Below are 17,781 nucleotides of genomic sequence, written 5' to 3' on the forward strand. Positions count from 1 at the left end.
TCAGTTGAGCCTTTCCAGCACCGAGCCGCAAGTCACCACGCCTGCACCACCCATGTTGAGCACAGCGGCCAAGCGTGCACGTGGCAAGGGCGCGCTGCGCCAGCGGCCCAGCAGTTGCCAAGCCGCCATCACATGCATCGACACGCCCGTGGCCCCCACCGGATGGCCTTTGGACTTGAGGCCGCCCGACAGGTTGACGGGCAATCGCCCGCCAGGCATGACCCAGCCTTCTTCCAGCGCACGCGCGCCCTGCCCGGGTGCGCACAGGCCAATGGCTTCGTACTGCATCAGCTCGGCAATCGTGAAGCAGTCGTGTGTTTCCAGCAAATCCAAATCCTGGAGTGTGATGCCCGCTTTGGCCATCAGCCGTTGCCAAGCGGTGCGGGTGCCCGCCAATTCGCTCATGTCGCGGTGCGACAAGGGCATCAGGTCGGTGGCTTGCGCCGTGGCCCGCAGGCGCACTGCGTTGTCATGCCGCTGATGGGCATCGGCGGCGCTCAGTACCACGGCCGCTGCGCCATCGGACACGGGTGAGCAGTCGCTGCGCAGCAGGCGGCCAACCACTCGGGGGTTCTTGTCGGATTCGGTGTCGCAGAAAGCGGCGTCCACATCCAGGTGCAACTGGGCCAGCGGGTTGTGCAGGCCGTTGGCGTGGTTCTTGGCGGCAATCCGGGCCATGGCCGGGTGCGGATCACCATGGCGTTCGGCATACGCATCGGCCAGTTTGGCAAACATGCCGGCAAACCCGGCAGGCGTCTCTATTTCTTCTTTCACGTAACAGGCTTGCAGCAAGGCCTGCCCCACTTCACGTGTGGGCAAGGCCGACATGACCTCCACCCCGATGGCCAGCACATGGCGCGCCTGGCCTGAAGCGATCAGGGCCTGCGCATGGTGAATGGCCGCGCTGCCTGTGGCACACGCATTTTCCACACGCACCGCAGGCACCATCTGCAGCCCCGGCAGCAAACCGCCGCTCAGACCTGCGGTGAAGCCTTGCTTGACAAAGCCGGGATTGAAATGCCCCACCACCACGGCGTCAATTTCGTTGGCCTCCAACTGGGCGTCGGTGACGGCGGTGCTGGCGACCTCGCGCATCAAGGCCTCCACTTCGGCCCCGGGCAATTTGCCAAACGGGGTGTGTGCATAGCCAATCAGATCAACGTTCATGCGGTCTCTCAAATCCATTTTCGGAGGGTTTGGGTGTGCACAGCAGGCTGTGCAGATGCGGCTATATTAGGATTGGAATCATCCTTTGTGCAGTCGTCAAAACACTCCCGGGCTAACCCTTGCGTAAAACTACTCCTGCTGCCAAGTTGGCAGACCTGTCAACCCTTTGGGGTGAATTGGCCACCCTCAGTCCGCTGGGTTTGATGCTGTCATCACAGCGCCAGATCATGTTGTGCAACACCGCGTTTGCCCACATGTTTGGTCACGAAATTGACGACATGCAAGGTGCCAGTCTGGCCATGCTCTACCCCAGCCAGGACGAGTTCGAGCGCATCGGTCAGCGTGGCTGGCACGTCATGGCGCAAGAAGGGCAATACCAGGATGAGCGCTTGATGCGTCGACGCGATGGCTCGTTGATCTGGGTGCGTGTGCACGGGCGCACGGCCGATTTGACCAACCCATTTGAAAGCGCCTCGTGGGTGTTTGAGCCCTTGTCAGCCGTCAGTGATGCCGAACGACTGACCCCGCGCGAACGCGAAGTGCTGGCCGGCATGGCCAAGGGTCAGACCTCCAAAGACTCAGCCCGCGAGTTGGGCTTGAGCCCGCGCACAGTCGAAAAATTGCGCGCCAGCTTGCGCGCACATTTCGGGGCACGCAACGCGGCAGAGCTGATGTCCCGGATCGGTGGTCTGCCTGCGTGAGAACGTCGGCTGGTGGCCGTGGCTTACACCATGAGCATGCCGCCATCGAGCAAGATCGATTGTCCCGTCATGCCGCGTGATTCTTGAGAGCCGAGGTAGACCGCCAAGTTGGCAATCTCGTCGGGCTCCAGCACGCGCCCCAACGGCACGCGCGCCAGCGCAGCCTTGACCATGTCCTCTCCGCTGATGCCCGAGCTCTTGGCCACTTGCGCCTTGAGCTCTTCGACCATGTCGGTCTGGATGAAACCGGGGCAAATCGCGTTGACCGTGACTTTGTAGGGGCTCGCTTCCAGTGCCAGGCACCGCGTCAGCCCCACCACCGCGTGCTTGCTCACGTTGTAGGCGCTTTGGTTGCGCGAGCCCCATTTGCCAGCGGTGGATGCCATGTTGATGATGCGGCCATGCTGGCGCGCCTGCATGCCCGGCAAGCACGCCTGCGTGAAATGCAGCACGCCAAACAGGTTCACATCGAGCATGTCCTGAAAGTCTTGCGGCACATAGTCCATGAAGGGCTTGGCGCGGTACACCCCCGCGTTGTTGACCAACACATCCACACGGCCAAAACGCTGTTCGACCTGTTCTACCGCCGCAAAGCAAGCGTCGCGGTCGGTCACGTTCAGGCCCACGGTCATGATGCGGTCATCGGGCAGGCCCAGCGCATCCTTGACCTCGTTCAAGCGATAGGTGTCGGTGGCCACCAGGCACAGGCTGGCGCCTTCGGCGGCATAGGCCTCGGCAATCGCACGACCGATGCCACGGCTGGCACCGGTGACGATGGCCACTTGTTGGTCAAGACGGTGTGCCATGTTCAATCCTTTGAATGGAGGGTGCACAGCAGGGGTATCAGCTGTTGCGCGTCAGATGAGTTGTGCTTTTTTGCGTGCATGGCCTGGCGTGCCGTGGTGGGCATCGTCGTTCGGTTTGGACACCGCTTTGCGCAGCACGGCCAGATAACCCGGGGCCAACTCCATGCGTGGCCCAAAGCCCTGCTCAATCAGCATGCGGTGCGCAGCGGGCAGCTTCCAGCAAGGCGTGAACACAAACAGGTGGTGCTCCAGGTGGTAGTTCACCCAGTAAGGTGCCAACACCATGCGCATGCCCCAATTCGTGAGCGTGGTCCGGGTGTTGCGCAAGCGGTCATCGTTGTTGCCCACCACCGCGTGCTCGGCGATGTTGCGGATGCGGCTGATCACCTGGTACCAAGTCAGCAAGGGCAGCAACCACAGCGCAAAGTAAGCCCACCACACGCCTGCGGCGGCGGTGATGGCGAAGATGGTCAGGTTGGTCAACGCGAAATATTTTTCGGCCTGAAACAGATTCTTCCAGCGCTGCAGACGGCTCGGGTCATCGCCCATTTCCATGCGAAAAAATTCCATGCGCCGCTGGTAACCCGTCACGCCCAGAATGTCGCGCCGCATCTTGCGCCAGAAGCTGGTTTTGCTGATCGGAAACGGAGCCGACAAAATCAGGTCGGGGTCTTCCTTTTGCTGCGTGTGGCGGTGGTGGCTCAGGTGGTAGGGGCGGTACAGCGTGAGGCTTGCGCCCACGGGCCAGCCGCACAAAAAGGCGCCCAGGGTGTCGTTGAGCCAAGTGGTCTTGAACAAGGCGCGGTGCGCGGCGTCGTGCATCAGGATGGCCAGGCCCAGCTGCCTGCCGCCAATCAGCACCACGGCCACGAGGAAGCTCAAAGGGTTGGGCCAAGCGATGAAAAACGCCATGGCCAGCGCGATCATGCCCCAAGCGTGCAAGACCAAGTAAGCGCCCATACAGTCGGATCGGCCGCGCAGGTAAGCGTCTTGTTCGGGGCTGAGCACAGGCTGTGCATTTGTGACCATGGACAGCAATGAAAAAAGCAAAGGAATCATCTTGAGATGAAACCTTTGCCTGATCAGTCACTGAAGTGACCTGTGATCGCAGGCGCTGTCAGGGCGGTTGACCAGGCTCGCCTCAACGTTGGCCGTCGTGAACCGAGACCTTGTCCTTGGTCAAACCACCCAGTCGCGAGTGGATACGGCCACCTGTGCCCATGACCAAAGCAAACAAGATTTCGTTGGGACGAGGCGCATCCTGGATGCCCACTTCCATGCTGTTGTAGTGGCTGCGCAGGTAGCTGGCGTGGATGTAATGCAAAGGCACCATCAAACGGTAGCCCGCACTGGCCACCGCTTTGCTGGCCGGCACCATCGCTTTGGGTTCGCCCAGCACCGCCCGCATGGCCCAACCGCCCGCTTCGTGCCAGACGGCGCCGTGCTCCATTTCGCCGTTGACGCCCACGATGGCCGCTTTGCTGTAGACCTCGACGTTGTCTTTGCCCAGCGTGTCCACCAGCTCTTGCGCCAGCAAGGTGCCCAGTGAACGCAGCTCGGCCATGAAGGGCATGAGGTCAGGCTCGTAACGTCCGGCGTATGGGTTCTTGATCACCGCACAGGCGGCGGCCAACTTCAGAGGGGTGTCTGCGACCGGTCCCCCTTCGTGGTGAATGGTTTCGATCGTCAGGCTGCGTTTGCGAATTTCAATCAATGACATGCGGGGTCCTTGGTTCAGGTGAATTTATTGCTTGGGAATTTTGGCTTCGTTGACGACCTGGATCCATTTTTGGGTTTGCCCTGCCACCAGGGTGCGCATTTCTTCGGGTGTGCTGCCACGGACTTCACCACCCATGTCTTCCAGTCGGGTCTTGACAGCAGGCACCACAATCGCTTTTTGCACTTCGGCATTCAGACGATCGATCACGGCGCGCGGCGTACCTGCAGGGGCCATCAAGCCCGCCCACGACTGCACGTCATAGCCCGCCACGCCTTGCTCTGCGACCGTGGGCACATCCGGCAGTCCTTGCCACCTTTGCGGTCCGGTGGTCGCAATCGCACGCAGTTTGCCGGATTTGATGTTGGCCATCACCGCAGTGGGTGGCGCAATGATCATCGGAATTTCGCCACTGAGCAAGGCGGTCAGTGAGGCCGAGTCGCCCCTGAAGGGCACATGCAGCAACTGGTTTTTCGACATGCTGGCCAACAGCTCGCCTGCCAAGTGATGGGTCGAGCCGATGCCCGCAGTGCCGTAACTGATTTCTGTTGGATTGGCTTTGGCGGTGGCCAGCAAGGCCGTCAAATTCTGGAATTTGCTGTTGGCCGGAACCACCACCAAAAACGGGAAATAGGTGATGGTGCTGACCATTTCAAAATCTTGCACCGTGCGGTAAGCCAGGTTGTTGTAAAGCGCGCCCGCAACGGCATGGCCACCTGTGGCCAAGAGCAAGGTGTAGCCATCCGGTCTGGCTTTGGACACGGTGGTGGCCGCAATCGTGCCACCGGCCCCAGCCTGCGCTTCCACCACCATGGACTGCGCCAGGCCTTTGCTCATCTCTTGGCTGACGGCCCTGGCGATCGCATCGGCGTTGCCGCCTGGAGCGAAGCCTTGCAGCACCTTGATGGGACGCTCAGGATAGGTTTGAGCGAAAGCCTGGAAAGGCAGAATCAGCGCGCTTGCGCTCAAAGCGATGAGTAAATTTCGACGAAGCATTTTTGTCTCCTGATGGATAAAACATGCAGCTTCTCTACGGACGCTTGCATGCACGAACTTCAAGGCTGCATCACCAGCTTGCCGCTGACCATGCCCTGATCGAGCAACTCATGGGTTCGGTGAACCTCGCTGAGTTTGAAAATTTGGTGTCCCGGTGCCTTGACCTGCGCCTTCGCCATCAGCTCAATGGCTTCGTGCATCAGTGCGCGTCGGGCCAGTGGGTCTGCGTCAAAGGTGTGCATCGAGAAACACCGCACGGCCAGGCTTTTGCCCAGCAAATCGCGCAGCACCTGAAACACGTCTTCGGTGGGCATGCCCTGAACTATGTTGTAAGACACCACGGTGCCCAGCGGTGCCAGGCTGTGCAGGCCATCGATCAGGCTTTGGCCACCCAGGTGGTCCAACACCAGGTCCACGCCACGGCCGTGCGTGATGTCCTGAATTCGGGCCTTCAGATCGCCTTGTCCGGTGCAGACCACATGGTCGAAACCATGGCCAAGTGCATAGCTGTTTTTGTCCGCGCTTCGGCTGGTGCCGATGGTGGTGAAGCCCCGGTGTTTGGCCACTTGGCACAGCATGCCCGCCACGCCGCCAGAAGCGCCCGTGATCAGCACATGCGGCTTTGGGGTGTGGGGAAGACCTGCCACGCGCATGAGGGCCAAGGCCAGTTGCAAATTGGGCAGGCTGACGGCGTCTTCAAAGGCCACGGTGGTGGGCAAGCGGTAAGGCGCGTCTTGCCCCACCACGATGGCCTCGGCATAGCAGCCGCCCCTTTGTTCCAGCTCGCGGGCACTCACCAGCACCCGGTCGCCCAGTTGCCACTGCGTCACACCTTCGCCCACGGCGTCGACCACACCGGCCAGCTCTGCGCCGGGGATGGCGGGCAGCGGCGGCATCCATTTGTAAGTGCCTTTGCGGATCAAGACATCGGGGCGCCCCACGCCGATCGCCCGGGCTTTCACGAGCACCTGTCCAGGGCTGGGCAGCGGATCGGGCAGATCCACCAGCAGCAAGCTTTCTGGCCCGCCGGGCACCTGGACTTGGATGGCTTTCATGTTCAGGCTTGGGCGGCGATCGGGTTGACCAAGGTGCCGATGCCCTCGATCTCCACCTCGCACACATCGCCCGGCTTCATGAACCAGGCGGGCTTGCGGCTCCAGCCCACACCCGCAGGCGTGCCGGTGGCGATCACATCGCCGGGCACCAGGGTGAAGATGGTGGAAGCGTAGCTGATCAGTTTGGCGATCGAGAAAATCATGTGGCCGGTGTGGCTCGACTGCACCACTTCGCCGTTCAGGCGTGTGATCAGCTTGAGTTCTTGGTTGGGTGCGATTTCGTCTGCCGTGACCATCCAGGGGCCAAAGCCGCCGGTGGATTCAAAGTTCTTGCCCGAAGCGATTTGCTTGGCGTGGAATTGCCATTCGCGGATGCTGCCATCGTTGTAGCAAGAGTAGCCCGCCACATGGTCAAAGGCATCGGCCTCGGCGATGTTGCGACCCTCTTTGCCGATGATCACGGCCAGCTCGCCTTCCCAGTCGAGCGAGCCCGAGACCTTGGGGCAAATGATGGGCTGGCCGTGCGCCACTTGCGAGCGCCAAACGCGCAAGAAGATGGGCGGCTCTTCGGACAGCTCGCGGTGCATGCCAGCGGCCAGCACTTCCTGGTGGTGGTCCATGTAGTTGCGCACGGCGCAGACGATTTTTTCGGGCTTGGGGATCACCGGCAAGAAGGTGATGTCGGCCAGTTTCACGTCGGCGCTTTTGCCGACCACATCTTGCTTGGCGTTCAGGTAAGCGCCCGAGGCAATGTAGTCGGTCAGCGTGGCGTACTGCGGCAGGGCTTTGCCCAGGTCAACGATGGCGTCGGCGCCGACCATTGCGCCCCAGGTTTCGCGGCCTTGGTGGATGAAGGAAAGCAGTTTCATGGGAAGTCCTTGTAGATTGATTCAATGAAGGTGTTCAGTGGGCCTTGGCGAATTTCGCTTGCCATTGCTCGATGGGCATGAAGCTCGGATCTTGTCTGCAGATGGCCTCGGTCTCGCGCAAGATGGTGGCGTCGTCCTGGCTCAAATCCAGTGGGTCGCCGTGCGGCTGTGAAATGTAGAAAGGCATGTCGATGTAAATCTCGACGGTGTTGCCTTCCGGGTCTGCGAAATAAACCGACAAGGCGTTGCCGTGGTTCAAAGGCAGCACTCTGCTGGCGCCCAGAGCCACTGCTTTGTCTTTCAACTCGCGCAAGGATTGGATCGAGGGCACCGCAAAAGACATTTGCATCACGGTGCTGAACGTGGCCTCTGCTGGGCGTCCGCCAGCGATGACCAGCTGGTGGTGTTGGTGCGGACTGGCGCTCAAAAACACCAAGGGCGCCTTGAAGGTCTTGCCCACGCCCCGGTCCGTTTCGACCAGTCCGAAAACGGTTTTGTAGAAATGCACCATCTTCTCGACATCGGTCACGTAGATGCCGAAATGTGAGGGGGTGGGTTGACTGACTTTCAGCATGGGTGTCTCCTGCAGAGGGTGAAGTGAGGGCTCAGGCGCCTTGTTTTTGTTGCAGCGCAAAGGCCGCCATCACATTGGTTTGTGTGCTGCGAATGTGCTCGGACAGCATCACGGCAGCGGTCTCGCTGTCGCGCCGAAGCACGGCCTTCATCAAAGTGCGGTGTTCTTCGTCTTTCTTTTTCGAGACCGTGCGGTGGCGTGCCGCAAAGTGTCGGTAGCGCTCGGCTTGGTCGAACAGGCTCATGCTCCACGACAGTTGGCGATCAGATGGGCAAGCCGCAATCATGGCCATGTGAAAGTCGCGGTGGCGTTGGCTCCATTCGGCATCCAGCACAACGGGGCCTTGGGGCAGACGGGATTCGATCTTTTCGAGGCGGTGGAAGGTAGCCACGATCTGTGCTTCCCATGCGTCGTCGCCGGCCTGGATGGATTCCGTCAAGGCCGGGATGTCCAGCATCAAACGCATTCGGGTGATGTCGGCCAGATCAGACGGCGAGATCGGCGTGACCCGAAAGCCCCGGCGCTCGTCTGCTTTGACCAGGCCCTCCTGCACCAGACGGTTCAAGGCCTCGCGCAGGGGGCTGCTGGAGAAGCCATACATCTGCTGCAAAGCGTCGACCTTGAGCTTGCTTTCAGGCGCATGGCGACCCGACAAGACATCGCCACGCAAGACCTGAAAGGCCTGCTCGGACAAAGTGGAGGTGGCTGCTGAATTTTGCATGATTGAAAAATTGTGCATAAAAAATAAATTGTGCGCATTCACGCAAACCCTGATGATGCGGCATCGGGGTCAGCGTTTTTCAAACTGGTGTCGCGGATTCCGCCTTGTTAAGTCAGCAGATGTGGGGTTGCATCTGTCATTGATGCCATCGGGGACTGGCTTTCTAGCCGCCGTCACAAACTTAAAAACGGTCATCCCGGACTCGATCCGGGAGCCAATGCGCGCAGAAGGCGTTTGTAAAGGTCAGGCTGACGACTGGATCCCGGGTCTTCGCCCGGGATGACGAAACAGGGGGTGCGCTGAGATTCCGCCATCATCTGGCCGACGCCATGAGCCATGAGCCATGAGCCATGAGCCATGAGCCATGAGCCATGAGCCATGAGCCATGAGCCATAGAGCCTTGAGCCTTGAGCCTTGAGCCTTGAGCCTTGAGCCTTGAGCCTTGAGCCTTGCGACAAGCGCGGAGCGCTTCATTTGCCGATGCAGAAACTCGAGAAGATCACACCCAGCAAATCGTCGGCGCTGAACTCGCCGGTGATCTCGTTGAGGGCGTTCTGCCCCAAGCGCAGCTCTTCGGCCAGCAGGTCCAGGTTTTGGGCCTGTGCGGCCAGATGGGCGTTGGCGATGTCCAGATGCTCGCGCACGCGGTGCAGCGCCTGCACATGGCGCTCGCGGGCGATGAACAGGCCTTCGCTGGCTTGCTGCCAGCCCGCTTGCTGCAAGAGTTGCTGGCGCAGGGCCTGCAGGCCTTCGCCGGTGCGGGCCGACAAGGTCAGGCCTGTGCGTTCACCCCATAACTGAGCTGCATCGGCTTTGTTCCACACGTCAATCACCGTCACGCCCGCAGGCAAGCGGCTTTGCAGCGCGCTGGCGATGTCGGCATCGGCCTGGTCGTAGTTGGCCTGGCCCACGCGGGTCAGGTCGTGCAAGAACAGCACCGCGTCGGCGGCTTCAATCTGTCCCCAGGCGCGGGCAATGCCGATTTGCTCGACCTCGTCCACACCCTCGCCTTCACGCAGGCCAGCAGTGTCGATCACATGCAAGGGCACGCCTTCGATCTGGATGGTTTGCTGCACCACATCGCGCGTGGTGCCCGCAATGGGCGTGACGATGGCCAGTTCGGCCCCGGCCAGCGCGTTGAGCAGTGAACTCTTGCCCGCGTTGGGCTGGCCCGCAATCACGACCTTGATGCCCTCGCGCAGCAGCGCGCCTTGCTTGGCCTTGCCCAACACCGTTTGCAGCGCGGCTTGCAGGCGGCTCAGTTGGCCTTGTGCATCGGCTTTTTGCAAAAAGTCGATTTCTTCTTCCGGAAAATCCAGCGTGGCCTCCACCAGCATGCGCAGGTGGATCAGCGCATCGCGCAGCTGGTGGATCTCTTTGGAAAAGTCACCGGCCAGCGAACGGCTGGCGCTGCGGGCCGCAGCTTCGGTGCTGGCGTCGATCAGATCGGCAATCGCCTCGGCCTGGGCCAGATCGATCTTGTCGTTCAAGAAGGCCCGCTCGGAAAACTCACCCGGCTGCGCCACGCGCAAACCCGCCAGACGCGGCTGGCCGGTGGCAGGGTCGGTTTCGGCTGCGGCCTGCAGGCAACGCGCCACCAGCAGCTGAAGCACCACCGGCCCACCGTGTGCTTGCAGCTCCAGCACGTCCTCGCCGGTGAAGGAATGCGGCGCCACAAAGTGCAGCGCCAGCCCGTGGTCGATCGGGCTGCCATCGGCATCGGCAAAGGGCAGGTAAGTCGCTTCGCGTGGTTTGAGGCTGCGCCCGCACAGCGCCTGAATCAGTGAGGACAGCTGCCGACCCGACACGCGCACGATACCCACGGCCCCTCTGCCGGGGGCGGTGGCAATGGCCACGATGGGTTCTTGATGGCGGGCGAGCATGGTGCGATGGGGCTTAGGGCAAAGCCGCTGAAATTGTCACTCCGAGCTAGCTTTTGTCACCCCGGGCTAGTTTTTGTCACCCCGGGCTAGTTTTTGTCACCCCGGGCTTGACCCGGGGTCCATGATGAATCAGGCATGGATGCCGGATCAAGTCCGGCATGACAGATCTGGCTAGTCCGGCATGACCTCAGTGGGTGTTACTTGAACTTGGGCAGATTGAACTGCGGTGGCACGCCCATGCGGGTGTTGATGATCCACTGCTGTGCAATCGAGAGCACGTTGTTGGTGATCCAGTACAGCACCAGGCCTGCAGGGAAGAAGAAGAACATCACGCTGAACACCAGCGGCATGATCCACATCATCTTCGCTTGCATCGGGTCTGGCGGCGCGGGGTTGAGCGCCGTTTGCAGCAAGGTGGTGAGCGTCATCACGATGGGCAAAATGAAGAAGGGGTCCGGCGCCGACAGGTCGTGGATCCAACCCACCCAAGGGGCGTTGCGCATCTCGACAGTGGACAGCAGCACCCAGTACAGCGCGATGAACACGGGAATCTGGATCATGATCGGGAAGCAGCCACCCATGGGGTTGACCTTTTCTTCGCGGTAGATCTTCATCATCTCCTGCTGCATCTTTTGCGGGTCGCCCTTGAGGCGTTCGCGCATTTCCATGATCTTGGGGTTGATGGCTTTCATCTTGGCCATGCTGGAGTAGGCCTTGGCGTTGAGCCAGTAGAAAGCAATCTTGAGCAGCAGCACCAGCGCCACAATCGACCAGCCCCAGTTCTGGATGAAGCCAAACAGCTTGTCCAGCAGCCAGTACAAAGGCTTGGACAACATGGCCAACCAGCCGTAATCCTTCAAGAGGTCCAGGCCAGGAGCCAAAGCTTCGAGGACCTTTTCTTCTTGAGGGCCCACAAACAATTGCGAGCTCACGCTTTTGGACTGACCGGGGGCCACATCGGCCAAGGGGGTGATCATGCCGACGGCATACAGGTTGTTGTCGACCTTGCGCACGAAGTTTTCGCGGTTGATGCCCTCGCCCAGCAGCCAAGCCGAAGCAAAGTAGTGCTGCACCATGGCCACGTAACCGTTAGGCGAAGTCTTGTCGATCTCGGCCTTGTTCTTTTCGATGTCGCTGAACTCCACCTTGTTGTATTTCTTGGCTTCGGTGTAAACCGCAGGACCGGTGAAGGTGGAATAGAAAGAAGACTCGCCAGCGGGCTTGTTGCCATCGCGCACCAACTGCAGGTAAAGCTGGGGCGACACAGCGGCGGTGCCGGTGTTGATCACTTCGTGCTTCACGCCGATGGCGTAGCTGCCGCGTTGCAGGGTGTAGGTCTTGACCAGCTTCACGCCGTTTTGCACATCGGACTCGAAGCGCAGGGTCAATTCGTTCTGGCCGTCTTTCAGGCTTTTCTCACCCGAAAAGCGCATGGCGCTCTTGTGGGTTGGGAAGTTGCCACCGATCAGGCCGGTTTGGGCGGTGTAAACCCGCTCGCTGCTTTGATCGAGTAAAACAAAAGGCTTCTTCGCATCGACCATGTCGTTGTGTTGTGTGAACACGCTGCGTGTGAGCGTGCCGCCTTCGGTGTCAAAACGCAGTTTCAGCACATCGGTGCTGACTTCGATTTGCTCGCTGGGGCTGGCGGTGGCCGGGCCTGCTGGCACCTGGCCCGGCGTGGCTGCGGCCGCAGTGGCCACAGGCGCAGACGCCGTGGGCACACCATTGGCGGTGCTGGCTGTGCCAGAAGGGGCCGCCGCGACCTGGGCTGCGCCGGGTTTGGGGAAGAAGGTGGCTTTCTGGCCGTTGTGGACCTGCCACGCGTCCCACAGCAGGACCATGGAGAAGCCAAAAATCACCCAGAGGATGGTGCGACGGATATCGTTCATGAAGTCTTCTTTGACGAAGTAGGGGAAAACAAAGCCGTGAACAGGCGAGGCGCCTGTTCGGGAATGGGGTCGTTGCCACCAGCGCACCACGGATGGCAACGCATCAGGCGGTGAACGGTCAGGTAGCTGCCAGCAGCTGCACCATGGCGATCCAGCGCCTGCAAGGCATACGCCGAGCAAGTGGGCTCAAATCGGCAAGCCGATCCCAGCCAAGGGCTCAGCACCAGGCGGTAGCCCCGAACCATGCCCATCAGCAAGCGCTTGATCATGCCATTTCTTCCTTGCGGCTGGCGCGTTCAAACAACTGTTCCAGCTCCAGCCGAACGGCCAGTTTGAGCTGTTCAGATGTCGCGCTGATGAATTGCTTGCGGTCAAACCCCGTGCGCAGGCGCACCACATGCGCCGCCACTGGCAACCGGTCGCCAAAGCGTTGGCTCACGGTATAGATCTGGCGTTTGATGGTGTTGCGCGTCACGGCACGGCGCGCCCAGCGTTTGGGCACCATGGCCCCCAGCCAGACGTCAGGCAAGTCAAAAAGGGCCTGCTCCGGTGAGGGTGCAGGCCCGATGGAATCGGCTTGTGCCAAAGAGGTTGTCGGTGCAGTCAAGCTCAGGCGGTGCAACGCAAAATGCGCTGTACGCGAGACCGTGCCACCAGCCAGGGCGGCCTGAAATTGTGGGCGTGTTTTTAAACGCTGCACGATGACCAGGCCCCGGCATGAACCGTCAGCAGTGACACAAGGCCACGGCCAGACGGCCGGATGGACATTAGACAGCCAGACGTTTGCGGCCCTTGGCGCGGCGTGCGTTGATCACGGCACGGCCGCCACGGGTTTTCATGCGAACCAGAAAACCGTGGGTACGGGCGCGGCGTGTTTTGGATGGTTGGTAGGTGCGTTTCATAACTCTTCCTTTGTGCCCAATGCCATAAAGCTGCGTTGGGCGAAACCCAAGATTATCGCAAACTTTCGGGCTCGCGGCAAATCGGCCTTGTTTTAAGCTTTCGGGATCCCCCGCATCCAAATCCAGTTGATGTGGTTTATGATGGTCTTCCAGTTGCTTTTGCGATTGTGGATAAGCTCTTGATAAAGTCAGCTGTCCTGCCGTTTTTCTTCTTCTCTATCCACAAAAACAAATACAACATGTCCGAGGGATCCTCCCCAGAAATCCAGATGGATGCAGGTCAGGCACTGTGGCTCGCTTGCGTGGACGAGCTGTCCCGTGAGCTGCCAGAGCAGCAGCTCAACACCTGGATCAAACCACTGACCGCCAACGTTTCCGAAGACCAGCAACGCGTCACTTTGTTCGTGGCGAACCGCTTCAAGTTGGACTGGATTCGTGCGCAATATGCCAGCCGCCTGTCGGGCATCCTGGAGAACCTGCAAGGTCATCCAGTTCAAATTGAGTTAGCGATCACTCCGCGCGAGGCTGGCGTCAAGCCTGTTCGTCAGTCCACGCCTTCCTCGATGGAAAATGCCCCCGAGGTGCTGGAAGCGGCCGACGAACCGGTGCTCAACACCTTCCGCAGTCGCCTGAATTCCGCCTTGACCTTTGACACCTTGGTCGAAGGCACGGCCAACCGCATGGCGCGTGCTGCGGCCATGCACGTGGCGGGCCAGCCCGGGCACCTGTACAACCCCTTGTTCATCTACGGCGGCGTCGGTCTGGGCAAGACCCACCTGATGCACGCCATTGGCAACAAGTTGCTGGCCGATCGCCCCGAGGCCAAGGTTCTGTACATCCACGCTGAACAGTTTGTGTCGGATGTGGTTAAAGCCTACCAGCGCAAGACTTTTGACGAGTTCAAGCACCACTACCACTCGCTCGATTTGCTCTTGATCGACGATGTGCAGTTCTTTGCGAACAAGGACCGCACGCAAGAAGAATTCTTCAATGCCTTTGAGGCCTTGCTGGCCAAAAAGTCGCACATCGTGATGACCAGCGACACCTACCCCAAGGGCCTGGCCGACATCCACGAGCGCTTGGTCTCGCGTTTTGACTCCGGTCTGACGGTGGCCATCGAGCCGCCCGAGCTGGAAATGCGCGTGGCGATTTTGATCAACAAAGCCATCAGCGAAGGCAGTGAAATGCCCGAAGAGGTGGCATTTTTTGTGGCCAAAAACGTGCGCTCCAACGTGCGCGAGCTCGAAGGCGCGCTGCGCAAAATCCTGGCCTATTCGCGCTTCAACCAGAAGGAAATCTCCATCCAGCTGGCCCGTGATGCGTTGCGCGATTTGCTGTCGATCCAGAACCGCCAAATCAGCGTTGAGAACATCCAGAAGACGGTGGCCGACTACTACAAGATCAAGGTCGCCGACATGTACAGCAAGAAGCGCCCGGCCAGCATTGCCCGTCCGCGTCAGATCGCCATGTACCTGGCCAAAGAGCTGACCCAAAAAAGCCTGCCCGAGATCGGTGAGCTGTTTGGCGGCCGCGACCACACCACGGTTTTGCATGCCGTGCGCAAGATCAACGGCGAACGCCAGCAGCTGACCGAGCTGAACCAACAATTGCACGTGCTGGAGCAGACCCTCAAGGGCTGATGAAGCAATCGCGCCGATGCCCCTCAAAAGCACCCAAAAACAGGCGAAAATGTCGTCTGTTGACCCTCTAACCCCAGCCCCCAGGGCTGAAGCTTGAAAAACCACCAAAGGTAGACAAATGATCGTCCTGAAGGCCACCCAAGACAAATTGCTGTCGGTACTGCAATCCGTGTCGGGCATTGTGGAACGTCGTCACACCTTGCCGGTGCTGGCCAACGTGCTGATCCGCAAAACCGGTCATGCCGTGCAGCTGACCACCAGCGACCTCGAAATCCAGATCCGCACCACCACCGAGATGGACGGCGACCCCGGCGACTTCACCACCACCGTGGGCGCACGCAAGCTGATCGACATCTTGCGCACCATGCCTTCGGACCAAACCGTCAGCCTCGAATCGTCGCAAGCCAAGTTGATCTTGAAGGGCGGCAAATCCAAGTTCACCTTGCAGACCTTGCCCGCAGAAGACTTCCCGCTGGTGCAAGAAGCGGCCAGCTTTGGCCCCGTGTTCAGCGTGCCGCAAAAGACCCTCAAGACCTTGCTCGGTCAGGTCTCGTTTGCCATGGCCGTGCACGACATCCGTTACTACCTCAATGGCATCTTGTTTGTGGCCGAAGGCAACAAGCTCAGCCTGGTCGCCACCGACGGTCACCGCCTGGCTTACACATCGGCCACGCTCGACGTGGAAGTGCCCGTCAAGCAAGAAGTCATCTTGCCGCGCAAGACCGTGCTCGAAATGCAGCGCCTCTTGTCTGATGCCGATGGCGCGATCGAGATGCAGTTCGCCAACAACCAGGCCAAGTTCAGCTTTGACGGCATGGAGTTCGTGACCAAGCTGGTCGAAGGCAAGTTCCCTGACTACAACCGCGTGATCCCCAAGGGCCACCGCAACAACCTGACGCTGGGTCGCCAAGCCCTGCTGTCGTGCCTGCAGCGCACCGCCATCCTGACCAGCGACAAATTCAAAGGCGTGCGCCTGAACCTGGAGCCCGGCACCTTGCGCGTGGCGTCCACCAACGCCGAGCAGGAAGAAGCCGTGGACGAACTCGACATCGACTACGGCGGTGACGCCATCGAGATCGGCTTCAACGTCACCTACATCATCGATGTGCTCAGCAACATGGGCCAGGACATGGTCCGCATCGATCTGGCCGATGGCAACAGCTCTGCGTTGATCACGATCCCCGAGAACGACAACTTCAAATACGTGGTGATGCCGATGCGCATTTGAGGCCAAAGCCCTTGATGCCCACTTAAGGCCCCATATCGAAACCCGCGACCTCTCGCGGGTTTCGGCCATTCAAGCGACAGAGAAAACAGACCATGACCGAAGAAAACCAGCCCATCGAAGAGTCTTTCACCACCGTTCAACCCAAGATCGACGCCCACCAGGCGGGCGCATCCGAAGGCTACGGCGAAGGCTCCATCCAGATCCTCGAAGGTCTGGAAGCGGTGCGCAAGCGCCCCGGCATGTACATCGGTGACACATCGGACGGCACCGGCTTGCACCACCTGGTGTTCGAAGTCGTGGACAACTCGATCGACGAAGCATTGGCGGGCCACTGCGATGACATCGTGGTCACCATCCACTCGGACAACTCCATCAGCGTCACCGACAACGGCCGCGGCATCCCCACCGGCGTGAAGATGGACGACAAGCACGAGCCCAAGCGCTCGGCGGCCGAGATCGCGCTGACCGAGCTGCACGCCGGCGGCAAGTTCAACCAGAACAGCTACAAGGTCTCGGGCGGCCTGCACGGCGTGGGCGTGAGCTGCGTGAACGCGCTGAGCCAGTGGCTGCGCCTGACCGTGCGCCGCGAAGGCAAGATGCACCAGATCGAGTTCGCGCGCGGCTTCGTGCAGAACCGCATCGTCGAGACCACCGCCAGCGGCGTCGAGATCTCGCCCATGAAAGTGACCGGCGACACCGAGAAGCGCGGCACCGAAGTGCACTTTCTGCCCGACTACGACATCTTTCGCGAGAACGCCGATTTCCACTACGAAATCCTGTCCAAGCGCCTGCGCGAACTCTCGTTCCTCAACAACGGCGTGCGCATCCGCCTGAAAGACGAACGCAGCGGCAAGGAAGACGACTTCTCGGGCGCCGGTGGTGTCAAGGGCTTTGTCGACTTCATCAATGCCAACAAAAAGGTGCTGCACCCCAACGCCTTCCACGCCATGGGCGAGCGCCCTGCCGACAGCTACGGCGGCATCCCCGGCACCAGCATCGGTGTGGAAGTGGCCATGCAGTGGAACGACGGCTACAACGAGAAGGTGCTGTGCTTCACCAACAACATTCCGCAGCGTGACGGTGGCACCCACCTCACGGGCCTGCGCGCCGCGATGACCCGCGTGATTGCCAAGTACATCGAGAAAAACGAGATCGCCAAAAAGCAAAAAGTCGAAGTCAGCGGCGACGACATGCGAGAAGGCCTGTGCTGCGTGCTGAGCGTCAAAGTGCCCGAGCCAAAATTCAGCAGCCAGACCAAAGACAAGCTCGTCTCGAGTGAAGTGCGCGCCCCGGTGGAAGACATCGTGGCCAAAGCCCTGAACGACTACCTGGAAGAGCGCCCCAACGACGCCAAGATCATCTGCGGCAAGATCGTGGAAGCCGCCCGCGCCCGCGAAGCCGCCCGCAAAGCCCGCGAAATGACGCGCCGCAAAGGCGTGCTCGACGGCATGGGCCTGCCCGGCAAACTGGCCGACTGCCAGGAAAAAGACCCAGCCCTGTGCGAAATCTACATCGTCGAGGGTGACTCCGCCGGTGGCTCTGCCAAGCAAGGCCGCGACCGCAAATTCCAGGCCATCTTGCCCCTGCGCGGCAAGATCCTGAACGTCGAAAAAGCCCGCTACGAAAAGCTGCT

General features: G+C 60.3%; 18 protein-coding genes. 4 read left to right on the plus strand and 14 right to left on the minus strand.

Annotated elements, in window-relative coordinates:
* The gene (locus Q1W40_RS10455; RefSeq protein WP_300711610.1) at window positions 1–1,167 is read right to left on the minus strand and encodes a thiolase domain-containing protein; all 1,167 of its coding nucleotides are present in this window, start codon (window positions 1,165–1,167) and stop codon (window positions 1–3) included.
* Between the two features lie 119 nt (window positions 1,168–1,286).
* On the opposite strand from Q1W40_RS10455, the gene Q1W40_RS10460 reads away from it, so the two are divergent.
* On the plus strand, window positions 1,287–1,868 hold the full coding sequence (locus Q1W40_RS10460) for a LuxR C-terminal-related transcriptional regulator (RefSeq protein WP_300711612.1): 582 nt from the start codon (window positions 1,287–1,289) through the stop codon (window positions 1,866–1,868).
* 23 nt (window positions 1,869–1,891) lie between these two features.
* On the opposite strand, the gene Q1W40_RS10465 is transcribed toward Q1W40_RS10460, so the two are convergent.
* The 13 genes from Q1W40_RS10465 to rpmH all read right to left on the minus strand — a co-directional run bounded on the left by Q1W40_RS10465 (window position 1,892) and on the right by rpmH (window position 13,280).
* A complete protein-coding gene (locus tag Q1W40_RS10465) occupies window positions 1,892–2,674 on the minus strand; it encodes an SDR family NAD(P)-dependent oxidoreductase (protein ID WP_300711614.1) in 783 nt (260 codons plus the stop codon).
* A gap of 51 nt (window positions 2,675–2,725) precedes the next feature.
* Entirely contained in the window at window positions 2,726–3,733 is a 1,008-nt protein-coding gene (locus Q1W40_RS10470; protein ID WP_300711616.1) for a fatty acid desaturase family protein, read from the minus strand.
* A gap of 82 nt (window positions 3,734–3,815) precedes the next feature.
* Window positions 3,816–4,394 (minus strand): amino acid synthesis family protein, encoded by a 579-nt coding sequence (locus Q1W40_RS10475; protein WP_300711617.1) that lies wholly within the window; start codon window positions 4,392–4,394, stop codon window positions 3,816–3,818.
* Between the two features lie 24 nt (window positions 4,395–4,418).
* On the minus strand, window positions 4,419–5,387 hold the full coding sequence (locus tag Q1W40_RS10480) for a tripartite tricarboxylate transporter substrate binding protein (protein WP_300711619.1): 969 nt from the start codon (window positions 5,385–5,387) through the stop codon (window positions 4,419–4,421).
* A gap of 59 nt (window positions 5,388–5,446) precedes the next feature.
* A complete protein-coding gene (locus Q1W40_RS10485; protein ID WP_300711621.1) occupies window positions 5,447–6,442 on the minus strand; it encodes a zinc-binding dehydrogenase in 996 nt (331 codons plus the stop codon).
* Window positions 6,443–6,444: 2 nt separating this feature from the next.
* Window positions 6,445–7,311 (minus strand): fumarylacetoacetate hydrolase family protein, encoded by an 867-nt coding sequence (locus Q1W40_RS10490; protein ID WP_300711623.1) that lies wholly within the window; start codon window positions 7,309–7,311, stop codon window positions 6,445–6,447.
* Window positions 7,312–7,345: 34 nt separating this feature from the next.
* Entirely contained in the window at window positions 7,346–7,885 is a 540-nt protein-coding gene (locus Q1W40_RS10495; protein ID WP_108323846.1) for a VOC family protein, read from the minus strand.
* Window positions 7,886–7,916: 31 nt separating this feature from the next.
* Complete coding sequence (locus tag Q1W40_RS10500; protein ID WP_300711626.1) at window positions 7,917–8,606, minus strand: GntR family transcriptional regulator; 690 nt, start codon at window positions 8,604–8,606, stop codon at window positions 7,917–7,919.
* Between the two features lie 470 nt (window positions 8,607–9,076).
* The gene (mnmE, locus tag Q1W40_RS10505) at window positions 9,077–10,489 is read right to left on the minus strand and encodes a tRNA uridine-5-carboxymethylaminomethyl(34) synthesis GTPase MnmE (RefSeq protein WP_300711628.1); all 1,413 of its coding nucleotides are present in this window, start codon (window positions 10,487–10,489) and stop codon (window positions 9,077–9,079) included.
* A gap of 197 nt (window positions 10,490–10,686) precedes the next feature.
* Entirely contained in the window at window positions 10,687–12,378 is a 1,692-nt protein-coding gene (gene yidC, locus Q1W40_RS10510) for a membrane protein insertase YidC (RefSeq protein WP_300711630.1), read from the minus strand.
* On the minus strand, window positions 12,375–12,647 hold the full coding sequence (gene yidD, locus Q1W40_RS10515) for a membrane protein insertion efficiency factor YidD (RefSeq protein WP_300711632.1): 273 nt from the start codon (window positions 12,645–12,647) through the stop codon (window positions 12,375–12,377). Before yidD ends, yidC begins: the two co-directional genes overlap by 4 nt.
* Window positions 12,644–13,078 carry a ribonuclease P protein component gene (locus Q1W40_RS10520; RefSeq protein ID WP_300711634.1) on the minus strand — a complete coding sequence of 145 codons (435 nt, stop codon included), beginning with the start codon at window positions 13,076–13,078 and terminating at the stop codon, window positions 12,644–12,646. The genes yidD and Q1W40_RS10520 overlap by 4 nt, the downstream gene beginning before the upstream one ends.
* A gap of 67 nt (window positions 13,079–13,145) precedes the next feature.
* The gene (gene rpmH / locus Q1W40_RS10525; RefSeq protein ID WP_005798102.1) at window positions 13,146–13,280 is read right to left on the minus strand and encodes a 50S ribosomal protein L34; all 135 of its coding nucleotides are present in this window, start codon (window positions 13,278–13,280) and stop codon (window positions 13,146–13,148) included.
* 239 nt (window positions 13,281–13,519) lie between these two features.
* On the opposite strand from rpmH, the gene dnaA reads away from it, so the two are divergent.
* The 3 genes from dnaA to Q1W40_RS10540 all read left to right on the plus strand — a co-directional run.
* Window positions 13,520–14,920 carry a chromosomal replication initiator protein DnaA gene (gene dnaA, locus Q1W40_RS10530; protein ID WP_300711636.1) on the plus strand — a complete coding sequence of 467 codons (1,401 nt, stop codon included), beginning with the start codon at window positions 13,520–13,522 and terminating at the stop codon, window positions 14,918–14,920.
* A gap of 118 nt (window positions 14,921–15,038) precedes the next feature.
* Complete coding sequence (dnaN, locus tag Q1W40_RS10535; protein WP_108323861.1) at window positions 15,039–16,148, plus strand: DNA polymerase III subunit beta; 1,110 nt, start codon at window positions 15,039–15,041, stop codon at window positions 16,146–16,148.
* Window positions 16,149–16,240: 92 nt separating this feature from the next.
* On the plus strand, window positions 16,241–17,781 hold a 1,541-nt coding region (locus tag Q1W40_RS10540), incomplete at its 3' end, for a DNA gyrase subunit B (protein WP_300711640.1).

Source organism: Limnohabitans sp., from assembly GCF_030158565.1.
Lineage (GTDB): Bacteria > Pseudomonadota > Gammaproteobacteria > Burkholderiales > Burkholderiaceae_C > Limnohabitans_A.